The sequence below is a fragment of the Acidimicrobiia bacterium genome, from assembly GCA_030584185.1.
Lineage (GTDB): Bacteria > Actinomycetota > Acidimicrobiia > Spongiisociales > UBA11373.
The window spans coordinates 806,078-822,338 of the sequence record CP129495.1 but is presented as its reverse complement, the minus strand read 5'-3'; the positions used below and the strand labels follow the sequence as shown (position 1 = coordinate 822,338).

The window sequence follows — 16,261 nt, the reverse complement described above, 5'->3', positions numbered from 1 at the left end:
CGTGACGCGATATCGTGGGCATGTGAAAGACGTCCTGCGGGTCGAGTTGGTGGACGACCACGAGGTGGTTCGGCAGGGGGTGCGCTCCCTGCTCGACGGCCACGAGGGTATCGAGGTGGTAGGTGAAGCGGGCTCGGTGGAAGAAGCGATCCGCCGCGTCGGCTTCGACCAGCCCGACATCGTGATCCTCGACGTGCGACTCCCCGACGGTTCCGGGATCGAGGCGTGTCGGGAGATCCGGGCGCGCTGGCCCGAGATCAGGGTGCTGATGCTCACCTCCTTTGCCGACGAGGAGGCACTCTTCTCATCGATCATGGCCGGGGCTTCCGGGTACGTGCTCAAGCAGATCAAGGGCAACGAACTCGTGGAGAGCATCCACAAGGTGGGGCGCGGCGAGTCGCTGCTCGATCCGGAGATGACCGAACGCGTCTTCAGGCGAATCCGGGGTGAGGAGACGGCCGATCCGCTGCTGGCCCGGCTCTCCAAGCAGGAGCGCAAGATCCTCGACTACATCGCCGTCGGCCTCACCAACCGGCAGATAGCCGAGGAGATGTTCCTCGCCGAGAAGACGGTCAAGAACTACGTGTCGAACGTGCTCGCCAAGCTGGAGATGAGCCGTCGTGCCGAGGCGGCGGCGTACGTCGCCCGGGTGGCGGCAGAGCACGAGAACCGCTATCCACCGGAGCAGTGGCCGCAATGAGGATCGTGGTCGGTGTCGACGACAGTCCCACCGCCGAGAATGCGCTGCGGACGGCGCTTCGTTATGCCGCCGTTCTCGAGGCGAGCGTCGATGCGGTGCACGTCACCCATGTCCCGGTGACAGTGCTGGCGGCGATGGGTGGGGTGCCGACCATCGGTGAGGAGTTCGCCGCCGCCCAGCGGCATGCGGTCTGGGAGAGGATGGCGCCTGCGCTCCAAGGCGCCACCGTGGAGGTGCGGCGAATCGACATCGAGGGGTATCCCCCCGACGCTCTGGTCGAGCATGCCGCCGAGGTGGGGGCCGAGCTGGTGGTCGTGGGCAGCAGGGGCCGGGGCGACCTGGCGTCGCTGCTCCTGGGCAGCACCAGCCATCGTGTGGCAAACCATGCCCGCTGTGACGTACTAGTGGTTCGTTACCAGGAGGAGTGAGATGAAGGTTCGAGACCTGATGACCACGGAGCCGATCACCACCACGCCGGAGACCGGCCTCAAGGAGGCGGCGCGTGCCATGCTCGACGCCCGCGTCAGTGGGCTTCCGGTGGTGGATGGCGACGGTCGCCTGGTCGGGATCGTCACCGAGGGCGACTTCCTCCGCCAGGAGGCCACGCGTGACCAGCCCTACCGTTTCAGCCTCCTCGACGCACTCTTCGGCGACCAGCCCCCGGCCCACCCCGGAGCCGAGACCGTGGGCGAGGTGATGACCGAACAGGTGTTGACCGTGGCCCCCGACACGAACCTCGGCGAGGCGGCCCGCGTGATGGCCAACCGAAAGGTGAACCGGCTTCCGGTCATCGACGGTGGCGGCGTGCTGGTCGGAATCATCAGCCGCGCCGACGTGATGAGCGCGTTCACCAAGCCCGATGAGGTGATCGAGGACGAGGTGCGCGAGGACATCGTGCGCCGCCTGCTGTTCCTGCCACCCGACGCCATCGAGGTGACGGTGAGCGATGGTGTGGTCGCCCTGAGAGGCGAACTGGAGAATCGAACCGAGGCCAACCTGCTCGAAGAGCTCACTCGCCGCATTGCCGGAGTGGTGAGGGTGGACAGTCACCTCACCTTCCAGGTGGACGACCAGAAGCAGGAGAAGCCCTACCCGCTCTCCTGATGGCCCGGCCGGCGCACCATCGGCGGCTCGGTAGCATCGCTGGCCCATGCTGCTGTCGGAACGGATCCTGAGAACGCTCGCCGCCGGGATCTCGGATGCCTCGGGTGGCGGACTCCGCCGCGTCGAGGTCGAACTCGACCTCGATCCGTTCGATCTGGTCCGCTCGGGTGCGTCGGCCTTTGGCTTCGCCGCCTGCTTTTCGTCACCCGAGGGCCGGGCGATCGGGGCGCTCGGCGTGGCCCGCCGATTCTCGGCATCCGGTCATGGAAGGTTCGGCGCCATCGACGCCGATATCGTCGGGCTCGAGAGAGACCTCCCGGTCCTGATCGGGTTCTCCTTCGACGAGGCCGGCCCCGCCGCCGTCGAGTGGGAGGGGTTCGGCGCAGCCACGGCCGTGGTGCCGGAGGTGGCGGTCATCGGTGACGGCGGGCGAACCCGCCTCGTCCTGGTCCTCGCCCCGGGTTCGGACGGACAGGCCGTGCTCGGGCAGCTGGCGACCATGCCCAGGGTGGAGGCGCCACGGAGCCGCCCGGACGACACCCCGCCACAGATGGAGGAACGGCCGCCCCCGTCCGAGTATCTGGGCGAAGTCGACGAGGCGGTCGCCGCCATCCGCGCCGGTGCCATGCGCAAGGTGGTGCTCGCCCGCTCGGTGACCGTGAAGCGGTCCCTGCCGATCGACCCGTTCGATCTTGCTGCCCGGCTGCGCGACCTGCACCCGTCCTGCCGGGTGTTCGCCTGGCAGGAGGGTGAGGGAGCGTTCGTCGGCGCCAGTCCCGAACTGCTGGTCGAGCGGCGAGGCGAGACGTTCCACTTGAGCCCCCTCGCAGGCTCGGCGCGGCGTGACCCCGATGCCGGTCGCGATCGGCGGCTCGGCGAGGCCCTGTTGGCCAGCGACAAGGATCGGTGGGAGCACGAGATCGTCGTCGAGGATGCGATGGCCCGGCTCGAGCCCCTGGTCACCACCTTGCACCGGTCACCGTCGCCGCGCCTCGAGCGGTTCGGGAGTGTGCAGCACCTGGCTACTCCGATCGGCGGCACGACTTCTTCCCGGCTCCTCGAGCTGGCGGGGGCACTGCACCCGACTGCCGCGGTCGGGGGGTATCCCCGCAACGAGGCCGTGGCGTTCATCGCCAAGATCGAGGGTTTCGACCGCGGCTGGTACACCGGCGGCGTGGGCTGGGCCGACTCCGGCGGCGACGGAGAGTTGGCGATCGCCCTTCGCTGCGCCCTGGTGCGGGGTGATCGGGTGACCGCCTTCGCCGGGAGCGGCATCGTTGCCGAGAGCGAGCCTGCAGCCGAGCTGGAAGAGACCCGCCTCAAGCTGGCCCCGATCGTCGAGGTCCTCTCCTAGAGACCATCCAGGGCGGCGGCCACGGCCTCGCGGATCTGCCGGTGGAGGGCAGCATTGGCCGATCGGTCGGTGCGGGCCAGGATGAGGCGCGGCCGGTCGTTCGGAGAGGCGACCGACGACGCAAGGCGCTCCGCCTCGTCAAGGATCTCGGCCTCGACCCCGAACGCCTCGGCGACACGCGCCAGGTCCAGGCCGTGCGGGGTGCCCCAGAGCCGCTCGAAGTGGCGATGACCTTCCTGGGGGAGCATGTGGAAGATGCCGCCGCCGTCGTTGTCGATCACCACCACCTTGAGCGGTATGCCGAGACGGCTGGCGGTGGCCAGGGCGGTGGCATCGTGGATCAACGACAGGTCGCCGGCGAGGGCGACCACGGGGACGCCTCCCGCCGCGGCCGCCCCGAGCGCCGTCGAGACGAATCCGTCGATTCCGTTGGCGCCGCGGTTGGCCATCACTCGGAGTCGCCGCGGCGAAGGCCGCATCACGGCGTCGAGGTCCCGGACCGGCATCGACGAGGCGACCCAGAGCATCGTGTCCGAGGGGAGAGCGGCCTCGACGGTGCGGACCACGGCGGGCTCGTTGGGGAACCCGGCGGCATCGATCGTCGAGTGAAGTGCTTCGGCGCCAGCTGCATCTGCGGCCGCCCAACGGTTCCACCAATCGGAGCCGGCCGGGTCGGGTCCCGCCTTGGCCAGGGAGTACAGGGCGGCACCCGGATCTGACCGCACGACCAGGCTCACGGAGCCGCCGGGATCGCGCCAACCTGCCGTGTCGATGATGACCTGAGGCACATCGGGATGCTCCGCCAGCCAGTGGACCACCGGCTTCGAGGTCGGGATTGCTCCGCAGCGGATCACGACCTCGGGCGAGACGCGATCGAGGAAGCCGGCCCATCCCAGGGCGTCGGAGGCGGCGAGCACCCGTGAGAGGTCATGCTCTCCGGCGCGCACCCCGCTCAGCGGGTCGGCGAGGATCGGCCAGCCGAGTGCGGCGGCAGCGGCGGTGGCGGCACCTGGGGTTCCCGGATCGGCGTCGGGTCCGGCGATCAGAAGGCCGCGCCGGCCCGAGACCAGGTCGGCCAGGCGGTTCACGGCCGCGGGGTCCGGGCGAACCCGCGGGCGCAGGATCTCGGGGACGAGGGTGGCATCCGGCGGTACCGAGCCCATGAGGGGCTCTCGGAAGCGGAGGTTGAGATGCACCGGTCCCGCCGGCGGATCACCGGCTTCGGCGACGAGGTGAGCCGCCAGGGAGGCGGCGTGACCGTACGGCACCAACGCCGGATCGGGCACCCCGGTGTCGTGCGACCACTTCACCGTTGGGCCGAACAGCCCCCGCTGGTCGATCGTCTGCGCGGCACCGACGTCGCGCAGCTCGAACGGACGATCGGCGGTGATGGCGATCAGCGGCACCCGGGCGGCCCTCGCCTCGGCCAGTGCCGGGTGGAGCTCGGCGGCGGCGGTTCCCGAGGTGGTGATCACCGCCACGGGGCGTCCAGTCGCCCTGGCGACACCGAGGGCGAAGAACGCCGAGGAGCGCTCGTCGTGGTGGGACCAGTCGGTGATGGGGGAGTCGGCCACGGCCAGTGCCAGGGGCGTGCTCCGGGAGCCGGGAGACACGCAGGCATGGTCCACCCCGAGCCGGTGGAGGGCGTCGACGAGGGTCGAGGCGAAGGCGGCGTTGCGCTCGGTCACCGTGTGGAGGCTACTTGTGTTGCCCGGGGTCGATCTTCAGAGCGCCACCCCGACGCCCAGCAAGAGGCCGACCGCGGCATGGAGCCTCGCCGTGGCCTTGAGGGCCCTGACCAGCTCGGGGCCGCTCTCCTCGGTGAGCACGAGCCGTGCCGGGACGATGGCCAGGGGAAGGGCGACCATGGCTAGGAGTGCCCCGGCGGACACCAAACCCGAGGCGACTGCGATCCCGATCGTCACGAAGGCGGACACCAGAAGCGAGCAGAACATGATCTGGGAGCCCCGCCGTCCGAGGCGCACCGCCATGGTGCGCTTGCCCGCGGCGCCGTCGGTGTCGATGTCGCGCGTGTTGTTGGCGGTGAGGATGGCTGCGGCGAGCAGGCCGACGGGCACTGCCAGTACCCAGGCCTCCCTGGGGGCGGTGGCATCGTGGACGAAGCGGCTCCCCACGACCGCCGCCACGCCGAAGAAGAGGAACACGAACGCCTCGCCCAGGCCGCGATAGCCGTACGGCCAGGGGCCGCCCGTGTAGGCGAGGGTGGCCACGATGGCGGCAGCACCGATGGCGATCACCTGCCACCCCGAGATCCACGCCAGATAGAGGCCGCAGCCGGCGGCCAGGGTGAACACGACGGCGGTTCCCGCCCACACCTGGCGGGGGGTGAGCAGTCCCGACGCCACGGCACGCGGTGGCCCGATCCGCTCCGGCCCGTCGGCGCCGCGGGCATGGTCGGAGGCGTCGTTGGCGAAGTTGGCGGCGACGTTGATGAGGAGTGCGGCGAGCAGCGTGACCAGGAAGGCATCGAGGCGGAACACCCGGTCGCCCCACGCCAACCCGCTCCCGACCAGCACCGGCGCCACCGCCGCCAGCAGGGTGGGCGGCCGGGCGGCTACCAGCCAGGCCCTCACGGCAGCCGGGGGAACTTCCCGAAGTCGGGCTTGCGCTTCTCGACGAAGGCGTCCCGTCCCTCCTGCGCCTCCTCGGTGAGGTAGAAGAGCAAGGTGGCGTCCCCAGCCAGTTGCTGCTGGCCGGAGAGGCCGTCGCCGGCGGCGTTGATCGCAGCCTTCATCATGCGGATCGCCAGCGGCGACTTCTCCAGGATCTCCTTGGCCCAGGCAACGGTCTCGGCCTCCAGCTCGGCGAGCGGGACCACCTTGTTGACCATCCCCATCCGATACGCCTCGTCGGCGGTGTACTGGCGGCACAGGTACCAGATCTCCCGCGCCCGCTTGTCGCCGACCATGCGGGCGAGGAGGCCGGCGCCGTAGCCGCCGTCGAAGGAGCCGACCTTGGGGCCGGTCTGGCCGAAGACGGCGTTGTCGGCGGCGATGGTCAGGTCGCTGACGAGGTGGAGGATGTGTCCGCCGCCGATGGCGTAGCCGGCGACCATGGCGATGATCGGCTTGGGGAGTCGCCGCATCTGCACCTGCAGGTCGAGGACGTTGAGGCGCGGGGTTCCGGCAGGGTCGAGGTAGCCGGCGTCCCCCCGGATCCGCTGGTCGCCTCCCGAGCAGAAGGCCAGATCGCCCTCGCCGGTGAGGATGATCACCCCGATATCCGGGTCGTCGCGGGCGACCTCGAAGGCTGCGCTCAGCTCGAACAGCGTGGTGGGACGAAAGGCGTTGCGCACCTCGGGCCGGGAGATCGTGATCTTGGCGATTCCATCGATCGTCTCGTAGCGGATGTCGGTGTACTCGCCCTTTGGTTTCCAGTCGAAGGACATGGTGCTCCGGTGGGGGTGACGGGCAGTCGATGGTAGTTGCGGAGAACGGGGTCATCGGCTCGTGGTGATAGCTTGACCGCATGGATTGGTTGCGTCGCGCCGCCGCCGACCGCCCGGCGGCCCCGGCACTGGTCACACCGGGACGGGTGATCACCTACGCCGAGCTGGATCGCGCCGCCGACGTCGTCGCCACCGTGGTCGTGCAGAGCGGGCTGGAGGGCGGCGCCGTCGCCTTCTGGGGCGAGCGCCACCCGTCTGCGGCCGCCGCCCTGTGGGGGATTCCGCGCGGCGGTGCAACGGCGGTTCCGGTCGATCCTGCCTGGCCGCCGGATCTCTCGATGCGCCTGACGCGGCTCTCCGGCGCCAGAGGGTTGTGGTCGACCCTGGACGAAGCCACCTTCGATCGGCTCCTCGATCGCACACCGCTCTCGGATCTTCCGGGCACCGGTCCGCCGGGGCCGTGCCGGTTCGTGGTGTTCACCTCGGGAAGCGAGGGGGAACCGCGTGGCGTGGTGCTGACGGGGGAGAACATCGCCGCTTCGGTTGCCGGATCGGCACAGCGGCTAGGCAACGGCCCCGACGACGGCTGGCTGGCGGTGCTTCCAACTTTCCACGTCGGCGGGACTTCCATCCTCTGGCGGCAAGCCGAACAGGGGGCACCGGTGCTCTTCGAACCGACCTTCGACCCGTCGCGGGCAGCGGGGCTGCTCGAAGGCGCCGCATTCGCATCGGTGGTGCCGACCATGTTGCGACGTCTCCTCGCCGCCGGCGCGGTCGGATCGAAGACTCTTCGGGGCGTGCTGGTGGGTGGCGGTCCCGCCGACCGCCACCTGCTGGAACGGGCCATGGACGCCGGCATCCCCGCCCTGCAGACCTACGGAATGACCGAGACCACCTCTCAGGTGGCCACGGTCGCACCGGGCGAAGAGCAGATCGACCTGGGGACCTCAGGACGCCCCATCGACGGAGCCGCGGTTCGCATCGGGGAGGATGGGCGCGTGGAGGTGCGTGGACCGATGGTGTCTCCCGGGTATCTGGGTGAGCAGACTCGGGAACCGGGGACATGGTTGCGCACCGGTGACCTAGGCGAGATCGATGATCGGGGGCGGCTCGTGGTCCTGGGTCGCGCCGACGCCGTGATCGTCACCGGTGGCGAGAAGGTGCATCCGACCGCGGTGGAGTCGGCGTTGCGGATGGTCCCCGGGGTCGTCGACGCCCGGGTCACCGGCGCCGCCGATCCGGAGTGGGGGAGCCGGGTGGTCGCAGATGTCGTGCTCGACGGGGTCACCGTCGAGGAGGTCGCCGCTGCGGCCCGCCGCCTGATGCCGCCCTCGGCGGTGCCGAAGGAGTGGCGCCCGGTGACATCGCTGCCGACCAAGCTGTTGTAGGACGACGGGCCGCCAAGCGGCCACGGGTCAGCGGGTGCGGGGACGCGCCTCGTTGACGTTGATTCGACGGCCGTCCATCTCGTACCCGTCGAGTGCCTCGATGGCCTTGCGGCCGTCGGCATCGGGCATCTCGCAGAAGCCGAAGCCGCGGGAGCGTCCGGTGTCGCGATCGCTGATCACGGACGCACGCTCCACGGTTCCGTACTGGGAGAAGAGACTCACCAGGTCTTCGCTGGTGGTCGTATAGGGGAGATTCCCCACAAATAGATTCACTTGGGTCCCTTTCTCGAGTCCCCACCCGATCGATTTGATCGAGTGTCGGCTTTGGGTTCTCGAGACGCAACGCTCACCAACCACGCAGCCGTCACCAATGATAGCGGCCCCTGGAGCGCGTAGCGCATCCGGCGCCATCTGCTGGCAGGGGATCGTGCCACGATGGTGCAGAACAGCCGAGCGGGAGGGACCTTGTCGACCGTCGTGACCATGGTGGTGGAGATCCCACGCGGGAGCCGCAACAAGTACGAGATGGATCCGGAGACCGGAGAGATCTTTCTCGACCGGATGCTCTTCACTGCCACCCGATATCCGGCGGACTACGGGTTCATTCCCGACACCCTCGCCGAGGACGGTGACCCTCTCGACGTGATGGTGCTGACCGCAGAGCCGACGTTCCCCGGGTGCAGGGTGCGGGTGCGGCCTCTGGGCGTGTTCCTGATGGAGGACCAGGGCCTTCCCGATCACAAGGTCATCGGGGTGCCTGCTGGGGACTCACGCTGGGACGGGACCGACGATGTCGCCGATCTCCCCGATCACCTGAGGCGCGAGCTGGAGCACTTTTTCGAGGTGTACACCGCCCTGGAGGGCAAGAAGACGGCGGCGCTGGGGTGGAGCGGGGTGAAAGTTGCGGAGTCCGTCATCGCCGAGGCCCGGCGGCGCCACCCCGGCTGAGCCGCCTCAGGCCTGCTCTTCGGTGGCTTCGGTCTCCTCGGCGTCCTCCGGGAGATCCACCCTCAGGTAGATGAGGCACTGGCACGACGACTCGGCCTGGATCAGCCACTCGACGCGCGCCGTGCACGGATCCTCGATGAGAGTCAGTCTCCTGCTGCCCCCCGGAGCCGAGTCGCGGGCGTACCGCCCCTGCTCGCCTCCGCATCCATCGCCGAAGTCGAAGTCGGAGAAGACGATGGCGTCGGCCGCCTCGTCGTAGTCCCAGCGCCCGATGACGGGCAGGTTGTCCACGGCCTCGCCCGCACGCACCACGCCGTTCGGCTCGAACAGGAGGTAGCCGGTGAACGTCGTGGGTTGGCGGAAGAGGCCGGCCCACGGTTCCAGGTCGGGGTCCACGGGAAGGGGAATGGTCGAGGAGGTCGTGGTCGAGGCGACCGTCGTCGATGTAGTCGTGGTGGCCGGCGCTTCGGAGGTGGTCGTGGCGGCGGCATCGGGGACCGTCGTCGAGGTGCTCGTTGTGGGCACGGTTGTCCCAGGGGGATCTGTGGTCGCAGGCGTCGACGCCGCCGATCCGGAACAGGCGGCGAGCAGCAGGGCGAGACCAGCGGAGAGGGACAGGGCTCTGTGCATGACCGGCGCAAGAGTACGGCCTGCTGGAAGAAAGGCGCAGTCAAGGCGTTTGCCGATAGGGCGAACCGGTCGGTCCACCAACTGTAAGGGAGAGCGGCCAAGCCGGGAGGGCGGGCAGAAGCAACACCGGTCATGCCCGGTGTTGCTGTAGGCCGGGTCGCGCGGTTGCCCCTCCGGCCCTTCGGGTCACCTCCTGGGGTAGGGCCGGTCGCCTGACCTGTGCCGGATGCTGCCCCGCCAACAGCACCCGCCCTGGGAAGCCGGTAGCCTCCGGCCAAATGGCCGACGCACCACTCCCTCCACCATCGCCCCCACCGTCTGGTGCCGGGGCCATGTCGGGCCGGACGCCCACCCCGCCGCCTCCGCCCCCGCCTCCTCCCCCGCCATCCGGATCGTCGGGCGCCGGAGCCGGCATGCCGCAGTGGATCCAGTACCTGATCGGTGGCGCCGCCGCCCTGGCCGTCATCGGCGTCGTGTGGGGGGTGTTGCTGAAGGACGACGGCGAGCCGGTCACGGCGAGCACTTCGACCACCGTCGTGTCCACGACCGAGCCGGGGGCGACGACTCTGCCGCCGGCAACGACGATCGGGACGACCACGACCACCGCCCAGCCCACCACGAGTGAGGCGACCACCACCACCGAAGCCCCCACGACGACCACCACGACCACCATCCCCGGCATCGGCGACCAGTTCGACGGGCCGACTGCTGCAGTGTCACCGTTTGATGCATCGGTGGTGACGGTCGAGGTCATGAATGGCAGGGCCGAGGTGACCGCAGGCACCACCGGGGTGATTCCCGTCCTCTACCCGGAGCCCTTCGGTGACGCCATCATCGAGATGCGATTCCGGTCGGATGTGGGCACCGCCGCCGGGGCGGTCGGCGTCATGCTGTTCGCAGACGATCCCTCCGACGGTTCCCTGACCGATTTCCTGGTGGTCGAGGTGCGCGAGATCGAGGGCACCATCCTCGTGGCGCCGTTCCTCGCCGGCGCATGGGGGGATCCGGTCGTCACCGGGATTCCCGCCGGCGCAGCATTCCTGGCCGACGACTACAACGTCTTGTCCCTCGAGACCGCTTCAGGAGTGGTCCGGGTGAGCCTGAACTCGGTGCTGGTCACGGAGTACGCCGGACCGGTGCCGACGACGAGCGGCCGCCTGGGGTTCCTGGTGACCGCTTCGGCGGCGGGGAACCGGCTGGTGGTCGACTACTTCACGGTCGAGCCCCGGTAGCCGCTAGGCGACCTCGATCCGTTCTGCTGCCGTCTCCCAGGCCATCTCCGCCGATGAGGCGAACACGGGAAGGGTGACCACGAACCTTGCACCGGGACCGTCCGGTCGGGCCTCGACCCAGACCCGACCTCCGTGGGCCTCGACCAGGGTGCGGACAAGGTAGAGGCCGATCCCGGTTCCCTGAACCGTCTGGTCCCGGCCCCTGCGGAAGCGGTCGAAGATGGCCTCGCGTTCCTCCTCGGGGATACCGTCGCCGCGGTCGTCGACACGGACCACGAGGCCGGACTCGGTGTCTCGCCGTATGGACACCTCCACCGGTGACTCCTGAGGGGTGTACTTGGCGGCGTTCTGGAGCAGGTTGACGAACACCTGGCGGAGCCGGCCTGCGTCGCCCTCCTGGATGACGAGGTCGGGCTCGAGGTTCAGCTCGATGCTTCTGTGCGGATACAGCGTTCTCACCAGTTCGGCGGCCTCCTCGATGACAGAACCCACGTCGACCTGGCACCGTTCGTAACGGAGCAGGCCGGCTTCGAGGCGGGAGGTCACCAGGAGGTTGTTGATCAGGGACTCAAGGTGCGCCGACTCGCGGTGGATCAGCGAGACGAACTCCTTCCCCTCATCGTCGTGCACGTGGTCGGCAAGGATCGCTCCGAAGCCGATGATCGAGGTGAGCGGAGTGCGCAGCTCATGGGAGACCGCCGCCACGAAGGTGGTCTTGAGCCGGTCCAGCTCTTCGAGGCGTGCGATCGCCGCTCGTTCTCTGGCCAGCAGTCGAGCGATCCCGATTGCGGCCGCCCCCTGGGAGGCGACCCCCTGTGCCACCCGGATCTGTTTGGCGCCGATCCGATCGCGACGGCGGCGGTCGAGCACCAGCACGCCGAAGCTCTGGCCCCAGGCGCTGAGGGGGACGAACAGCATCGTCTTGATCCCGAACGGGGCGACCCACTCGATCGGGATCTGGTCGGGTTGGTTCTCCGGGTCGTCGATCACCTGGGGCATGCCGCTTCTCATCACGGCGGTGGCGAGAGGAACCTCGAAGCGGGTGCCGACGAAGCGCTCCCAGGCGGCCTCGTCGACGTGGCCGTCGGCGAACTGACTCATCGTGGGTTGCAGGGCACCGGTCGCCTCGTCGACCAGGAACACCGAGCATCGGTCGAAGTGGGCCACCCGGGCGGCGTTCTGGGCCACTGCGGCGAGCACCGAGGTCAGCTCGGTGGTCTTGGTGAGGACGCTCGCCACTTCGAGCAGTGCCTCGGCATCGCTCGCCCGTCTGTGCTCGTCCTCGAACGCTCGAGCGTTGGCCAGTGCAGTCGTGACGTGGTCGGCGAGCTCGGCGGTCTCCGATTGATGGCGGCGAAGCGTGTCGACGTCGCCTTCGACCATGAGCACGCCGATGAGTTCGCCGTCGCGACTCAGAGCGAACACCACGAACGGCTGGATGTCGTAGCGCTGCACGACCTCGGGGGGCAGGCCGTCGGTTGGTGAGAACGGGTCGGTGACCAGCATCGAGCCGACCCCGTCGCGGATCCGATCCATGAGGGGGAACTTCTCCGGGTCCAGCGCTCGCCACTCGTCGTAGAGGGCTGGGTCGGCGCTGCCGTCGGCGTACTCGGACACGAACGGCTCCATCCGGCGATCGGGTCCCCGGGCCAGGAAGAGGGTCACCCGATCGAACGAGAACGTCTCGGCGAAGAACCGAAACATCTCGGCCACCACGCGGCCGGTCGACCTCTCGGTCCCTGCCTTGCGGAGGAAGTCGAGGACGGCACGGGCGAAGGTGGCGTCGCGTGACGGCATGGGCTGATCTTCGGCCGGTTGTGGCCGATTGTTGAGGATTTGGGGGTTGTGCCAGAGTCGGAGGCGTAGGCTGCGGCCATGATCGAGCCTCCTCCGCCGCCGCCCGCGCCGCCGGCCGACCTCCGCCCGTGGCTCGCCTTCGCCTCGGGGGCGATGCTGGTGCTCGTGATCGCCCTGATCTGGGTGCTGATGGCGGACGGTGATCCTGCCCCTGACGACCTGGCGGCGACCACGGCGGTTCCGACCACGGCCGCCGTGACCACCACAGAGGCCTTGCCTGCTGCGACCACCACGGTCGTCGCCACGACGACGACCATCCCTCCCGACTTCGAGGATTCGTTCGAGGGATCGTCACCGCTCGCCGTGATCGATCCGTCGGCGACTCTGGAGGTGACGGCCGACGGCAGGGGCCGGATCACGGCCACCCAGTCGGGTGTGGGGCGGTTCGAGTACCCGGTCGCGCTGGACCTGGCGAAGCTCCAGTTCACCCTCACCTCGGACGCATGGGGAACCGGGACTCGATTCGGTGTGCTGTTGTTCCTCGACCCTGATCGCCACTACCTCTCGATAGCGGTCAACCCGGCGTCGGAGACCGGGTTCCTGGAGTTCGTCTCGCTCGGGACCGCCGACGGCGTCGTGAACCTGATGGAGGTCTCGGAGGCCCGGATCCCGGCGGAGGCCGGATTCGACCCGTCGGAGGCCACCGCGGTATCGATCGTGATCGATGGTGGCGGGGTGACGGTGAGCATCAATGGGGTCGCCGTCACCACCTGGAATGGCACCCTTGCTGCCACCGCCGGGACTTTCGGGTTCATCCTCTACGCAGATGCCGCCGGCCACACGATGATCGTCGACGACGTGATGGCCTGGGCGCGCAAATGAGAAGTGACGCCTACCGCGTCACCACGAGCACTGCCAGACCGAGCACGATCAGGTTGCCTACAACCGAGGCGATGAACCTGAAGCGATCGGGCAGTCGGCGGTGTGCCGAGGCGCCGATGGCGGCCAGCAGGGTCTGCCACGACAGGGATGCGGCGAAGGCCGATCCGGCGAACACGATTCCCTGAGTGGCGTCGAGGCTCTCGGCGATGCCCAGCCCTACCACGAATACGGTGAAGTAGACGACGGTGAGGGGGTTGACCACCGTCAGGCCGAGGAACTTCCCGTAGGTACGGAGCAGCTCGCCCCGGTTCGGAACCTGGTCGAAGGTGGTGAGACCGGCCGATCGCGATCGCCGCGCCTTGCGGAGCCCGGCGAAAGCCATCAGCGCCAGGATGGCTGCGCTCCCGTACTTGAACGGCGTCGCCGAGGCCTCGACAGCCGAGGCGATGGCGGCACCGCCGAACACTGCTGCCGTTGCGTATAGGAGATCGGCGGTGGCGGCGCCTGCCCCGGCGAAGGCTGCGCAGCGGAACCCGCAGCGCATGCCGGTCTCGACGATGAGGATGGCGATGGCCCCGACCGGGATGGCGATGCCGAACCCGGCGGCGAGCCCACCGAGAAGCGCCTCGAGCATGGAACACCTCCTGTGTGGGCCGGGATTGTCGCCGAAGTCCCGCCCGGTGCCGCCGTGGCGGTCAGATCACGCGATCTACCAGGTCGCCGAGGGCTTCCGGTGCGGTGAGGTAGACGATCGCAGCCGCGGTGACGAACACGATGGCCGCCAACCATCTCGTGTAGATGCCGCGGGTACGGGTCCAGAGGACCACGGCCAGGGCCCCCATGGCCGCCGGGAACACAACGGCGACATCTCCGAGTGGCACCTCCTCGCCGCCGACCGTGGCGCTGGACGAACCCAGGAGAGTGCTCAGGTCGTACGAGATGTCGAAGACGTTGACGACGATCAATGAGATCGTGAGCACTGCCAGCAGCCATGATGCCCATCGTGTGGAGGCGCCCTCCGTCCGGTAAGCCTCGTAGCCCACGGCCGGCACCACGAAGGCGATTGGATACAGCACCGTTTCGGTGAGCAGTCCGAGGAGGATCCCGAGGCCGGCGAGGACGGTGAGGGCGATGCAGATCGGAGTCGCATACGTAGTGGGTCGGGCCATGGGACCTCCTCCTGTCCATCGCAACTGTAGGAAGGGGAGCCGGTGCGGCAATGGATCGTGTCCGCCGTCGGTCGAAGACGGCGCCGGCCGGCGGGTCGAAGCCGGTTTCGGTCACCCCCGATGGATACGGTCGACACATGAGCAGTGAACGACCCTGTCCGGGGTGCGGCAAGGGTCGCCTGGAGCCCGTCGTCGGAGACGGGGTGCCCGGCTCCAGTTCGCCCAGGGAGGCGACCCGGGGGGTCGAACTCCCCGACTGCGCCGTCGCCGACGCCGCTCCGACACATCGGTGCCCGGACTGCAGGACCTTCGTCTGGACGCGCGGTGTGTTCGGCCGCGGCGGGAGCCATCAGGTGCGCCTCGGCGCTCACGGACAGGACATGCACGGTGTCTACACGGTCGGCGGTCCGCTGCTGCTCCGGGACCGGGTGACGATGGTCGTGGTGCATCCAGACCACGTCGACTCGGTGGTGCTCGCCGGGCTGCTCACACTGTTCGACGACGGGGCGGTGCTCACTCGCTGGCTGCACGACCTAGCGCTGTCGGCACATGGCGAGGCTTCCGGCGCTCTGATTCGATTCTCGCTCGGTCCCGACACGCTGGTGGTTCAGTCGGAGGACGGCGAGATGACCGTCGACGACGGCCACGACCGGCTCGTGCTCCATCTGGTGGATGACGTCGTCAGGCATCTCGGTCTGGTCGGCGTCGCAGGAGTGGCGGAGTGGATGGAGGAGCACGCCTGCGAATTCATCCTGGTCGATGTCGGCGAGTGAGTCTTGCTCACTGTCGGCCCCCCATTTCGGCACGAGATGGCTTACGCTCGCACACATGAGGCTTCGCAAGGGGATGCGGTTCCGGGAGTTGACCAGGAAGGTCGGGCAGGTGGGACGGGAGGGTCGCGTCCTCGGGGTGCAGGGCTCCACCGTCCATGTGCTCTGGGACGACGGGCACCGCTCGTCGGTCAGCGGCGGCCACCTCATCCCGGTCGTCCGGCGTCCGAGCACCTGATCGGTTGGCGCACCCGGCGATCGATGGCCGAGAGGGGTCGGGCGGGCAGTCGCTATCGAGAGGGGTCGGCAGGCGCCTCAGCGCTCGCGCGGGGCCAACTTTCGGGCAAGGCGCAGCAGCACCTCTCGCTCGTGTGGATCGAGGGGGGCTGCAAGGTCGGTCATCTCATCCAGGAAAGCGGCGAGGTCGGGGCCCTCGGTCCTGGCCACCGGCGCTCGAGGTGGCCCGCCCTGCGACGACGGCCGGCGATCCCCGGTGAGCCACGACGGGTACTCGGTGGTGAGGGGTCCCCGCTCCTGGCGCTGTTCGGCAGCCGCCATCAGCTCGTGGCTGCGAAGTCCGAGTGCCTCGGCGATGGCGATGAGCACCGACGACGACGGCTGCTTGTTCCCGTTCTCGATGGAGGCCAGGTAGGAGTACGAGATGCCGGCACGGGTCGCCAGCTCCCTGCGCTTCAGCCCCCGGTCGGTCCTCAGCACCTGGATGCTTCTGCCCAGAGCCTCGTAGAACCCGGAGTCGGCACCGGTCGCCTCGGTGGCCATCGGCGCAGCATAGGCGCTCCGGGATAGGAATGTGAGGCTGGTTGCCCCATTTGACACGTTTCGACGTCAGCAGAATAATAATGTCTACGCACGGAGTC

Annotated in this window: 19 protein-coding genes; 10 read left to right on the top strand and 9 right to left on the bottom strand. The window is 69.0% G+C overall.

Annotated features, from left to right (window positions below; translation table 11 throughout):
* Nucleotides 1-22 precede the first annotated feature (22 nt).
* The 4 genes from QY307_04170 to QY307_04155 are packed head-to-tail and all read left to right on the top strand — an operon-like array spanning nt 23 to nt 3,158.
* On the top strand, nt 23-700 hold the full coding sequence (locus QY307_04170; GenBank protein WKZ83447.1) for a response regulator transcription factor: 678 nt from the start codon (nt 23-25) through the stop codon (nt 698-700).
* Complete coding sequence (locus QY307_04165; GenBank protein ID WKZ83446.1) at nt 697-1,128, top strand: universal stress protein; 432 nt, start codon at nt 697-699, stop codon at nt 1,126-1,128. Before QY307_04170 ends, QY307_04165 begins: the two co-directional genes overlap by 4 nt.
* 1 nt (nt 1,129) lies before the next feature.
* Nucleotides 1,130-1,804, top strand: coding sequence for a CBS domain-containing protein (locus QY307_04160; GenBank protein ID WKZ83445.1), 675 nt, complete (start codon nt 1,130-1,132; stop codon nt 1,802-1,804).
* Nucleotides 1,805-1,850: 46 nt separating this feature from the next.
* Nucleotides 1,851-3,158: an isochorismate synthase gene (locus tag QY307_04155; protein WKZ83444.1), complete on the top strand. Its 1,308-nt coding sequence runs from the start codon at nt 1,851-1,853 to the stop codon at nt 3,156-3,158.
* On the opposite strand, the gene menD is transcribed toward QY307_04155, so the two are convergent.
* The 3 genes from menD to menB are packed head-to-tail and all read right to left on the bottom strand — an operon-like array spanning nt 3,155 to nt 6,567.
* Nucleotides 3,155-4,846: a 2-succinyl-5-enolpyruvyl-6-hydroxy-3-cyclohexene-1-carboxylic-acid synthase gene (menD, locus tag QY307_04150; protein ID WKZ83443.1), complete on the bottom strand. Its 1,692-nt coding sequence runs from the start codon at nt 4,844-4,846 to the stop codon at nt 3,155-3,157. The two genes, QY307_04155 and menD, sit on opposite strands and share 4 nt — an antisense overlap.
* Before the next feature lie 36 nt (nt 4,847-4,882).
* Nucleotides 4,883-5,752, bottom strand: a complete 870-nt coding sequence (locus tag QY307_04145; GenBank protein WKZ83442.1) for a 1,4-dihydroxy-2-naphthoate polyprenyltransferase — start codon at nt 5,750-5,752, stop codon at nt 4,883-4,885.
* Nucleotides 5,749-6,567 carry a 1,4-dihydroxy-2-naphthoyl-CoA synthase gene (menB, locus tag QY307_04140; GenBank protein WKZ83441.1) on the bottom strand — a complete coding sequence of 273 codons (819 nt, stop codon included), beginning with the start codon at nt 6,565-6,567 and terminating at the stop codon, nt 5,749-5,751. The genes QY307_04145 and menB overlap by 4 nt, the downstream gene beginning before the upstream one ends.
* A gap of 80 nt (nt 6,568-6,647) precedes the next feature.
* On the opposite strand from menB, the gene QY307_04135 reads away from it, so the two are divergent.
* On the top strand, nt 6,648-7,955 hold the full coding sequence (locus QY307_04135) for an AMP-binding protein (GenBank protein WKZ83440.1): 1,308 nt from the start codon (nt 6,648-6,650) through the stop codon (nt 7,953-7,955).
* Nucleotides 7,956-7,982: 27 nt separating this feature from the next.
* Here QY307_04135 and QY307_04130 read toward each other — a convergent pair whose 3' ends face one another.
* A complete protein-coding gene (locus QY307_04130; protein ID WKZ83439.1) occupies nt 7,983-8,228 on the bottom strand; it encodes an RNA-binding protein in 246 nt (81 codons plus the stop codon).
* A gap of 210 nt (nt 8,229-8,438) precedes the next feature.
* On the opposite strand from QY307_04130, the gene QY307_04125 reads away from it, so the two are divergent.
* Nucleotides 8,439-8,903, top strand: a complete 465-nt coding sequence (locus QY307_04125) for an inorganic diphosphatase (protein WKZ83756.1) — start codon at nt 8,439-8,441, stop codon at nt 8,901-8,903.
* Nucleotides 8,904-8,909: 6 nt separating this feature from the next.
* Here QY307_04125 and QY307_04120 read toward each other — a convergent pair whose 3' ends face one another.
* The gene (locus QY307_04120; GenBank protein ID WKZ83438.1) at nt 8,910-9,533 is read right to left on the bottom strand and encodes a hypothetical protein; all 624 of its coding nucleotides are present in this window, start codon (nt 9,531-9,533) and stop codon (nt 8,910-8,912) included.
* Between the two features lie 413 nt (nt 9,534-9,946).
* On the opposite strand from QY307_04120, the gene QY307_04115 reads away from it, so the two are divergent.
* Nucleotides 9,947-10,765: a hypothetical protein gene (locus tag QY307_04115; protein ID WKZ83437.1), complete on the top strand. Its 819-nt coding sequence runs from the start codon at nt 9,947-9,949 to the stop codon at nt 10,763-10,765.
* A 3-nt stretch (nt 10,766-10,768) separates the two neighbouring features.
* Here QY307_04115 and QY307_04110 read toward each other — a convergent pair whose 3' ends face one another.
* The gene (locus QY307_04110; protein WKZ83436.1) at nt 10,769-12,562 is read right to left on the bottom strand and encodes an ATP-binding protein; all 1,794 of its coding nucleotides are present in this window, start codon (nt 12,560-12,562) and stop codon (nt 10,769-10,771) included.
* Nucleotides 12,563-12,640: 78 nt separating this feature from the next.
* Here QY307_04110 and QY307_04105 point away from each other — a divergent pair, with 78 nt between their 5' ends.
* A complete protein-coding gene (locus QY307_04105; protein WKZ83435.1) occupies nt 12,641-13,444 on the top strand; it encodes a hypothetical protein in 804 nt (267 codons plus the stop codon).
* Nucleotides 13,445-13,454: 10 nt separating this feature from the next.
* On the opposite strand, the gene QY307_04100 is transcribed toward QY307_04105, so the two are convergent.
* Nucleotides 13,455-14,078 (bottom strand): LysE family transporter, encoded by a 624-nt coding sequence (locus tag QY307_04100; protein ID WKZ83434.1) that lies wholly within the window; start codon nt 14,076-14,078, stop codon nt 13,455-13,457.
* Between the two features lie 61 nt (nt 14,079-14,139).
* Nucleotides 14,140-14,613 (bottom strand): hypothetical protein, encoded by a 474-nt coding sequence (locus QY307_04095; protein WKZ83433.1) that lies wholly within the window; start codon nt 14,611-14,613, stop codon nt 14,140-14,142.
* Between the two features lie 137 nt (nt 14,614-14,750).
* On the opposite strand from QY307_04095, the gene QY307_04090 reads away from it, so the two are divergent.
* Nucleotides 14,751-15,386: a hypothetical protein gene (locus QY307_04090; GenBank protein ID WKZ83432.1), complete on the top strand. Its 636-nt coding sequence runs from the start codon at nt 14,751-14,753 to the stop codon at nt 15,384-15,386.
* 55 nt (nt 15,387-15,441) lie between these two features.
* Entirely contained in the window at nt 15,442-15,621 is a 180-nt protein-coding gene (locus tag QY307_04085; GenBank protein ID WKZ83431.1) for a hypothetical protein, read from the top strand.
* Nucleotides 15,622-15,698: 77 nt separating this feature from the next.
* Here the strand turns inward: QY307_04085 and QY307_04080 are convergent, their stop codons facing one another.
* Nucleotides 15,699-16,163, bottom strand: coding sequence for a helix-turn-helix transcriptional regulator (locus QY307_04080; protein ID WKZ83430.1), 465 nt, complete (start codon nt 16,161-16,163; stop codon nt 15,699-15,701).
* Nucleotides 16,164-16,261: the final 98 nt, after the last annotated feature.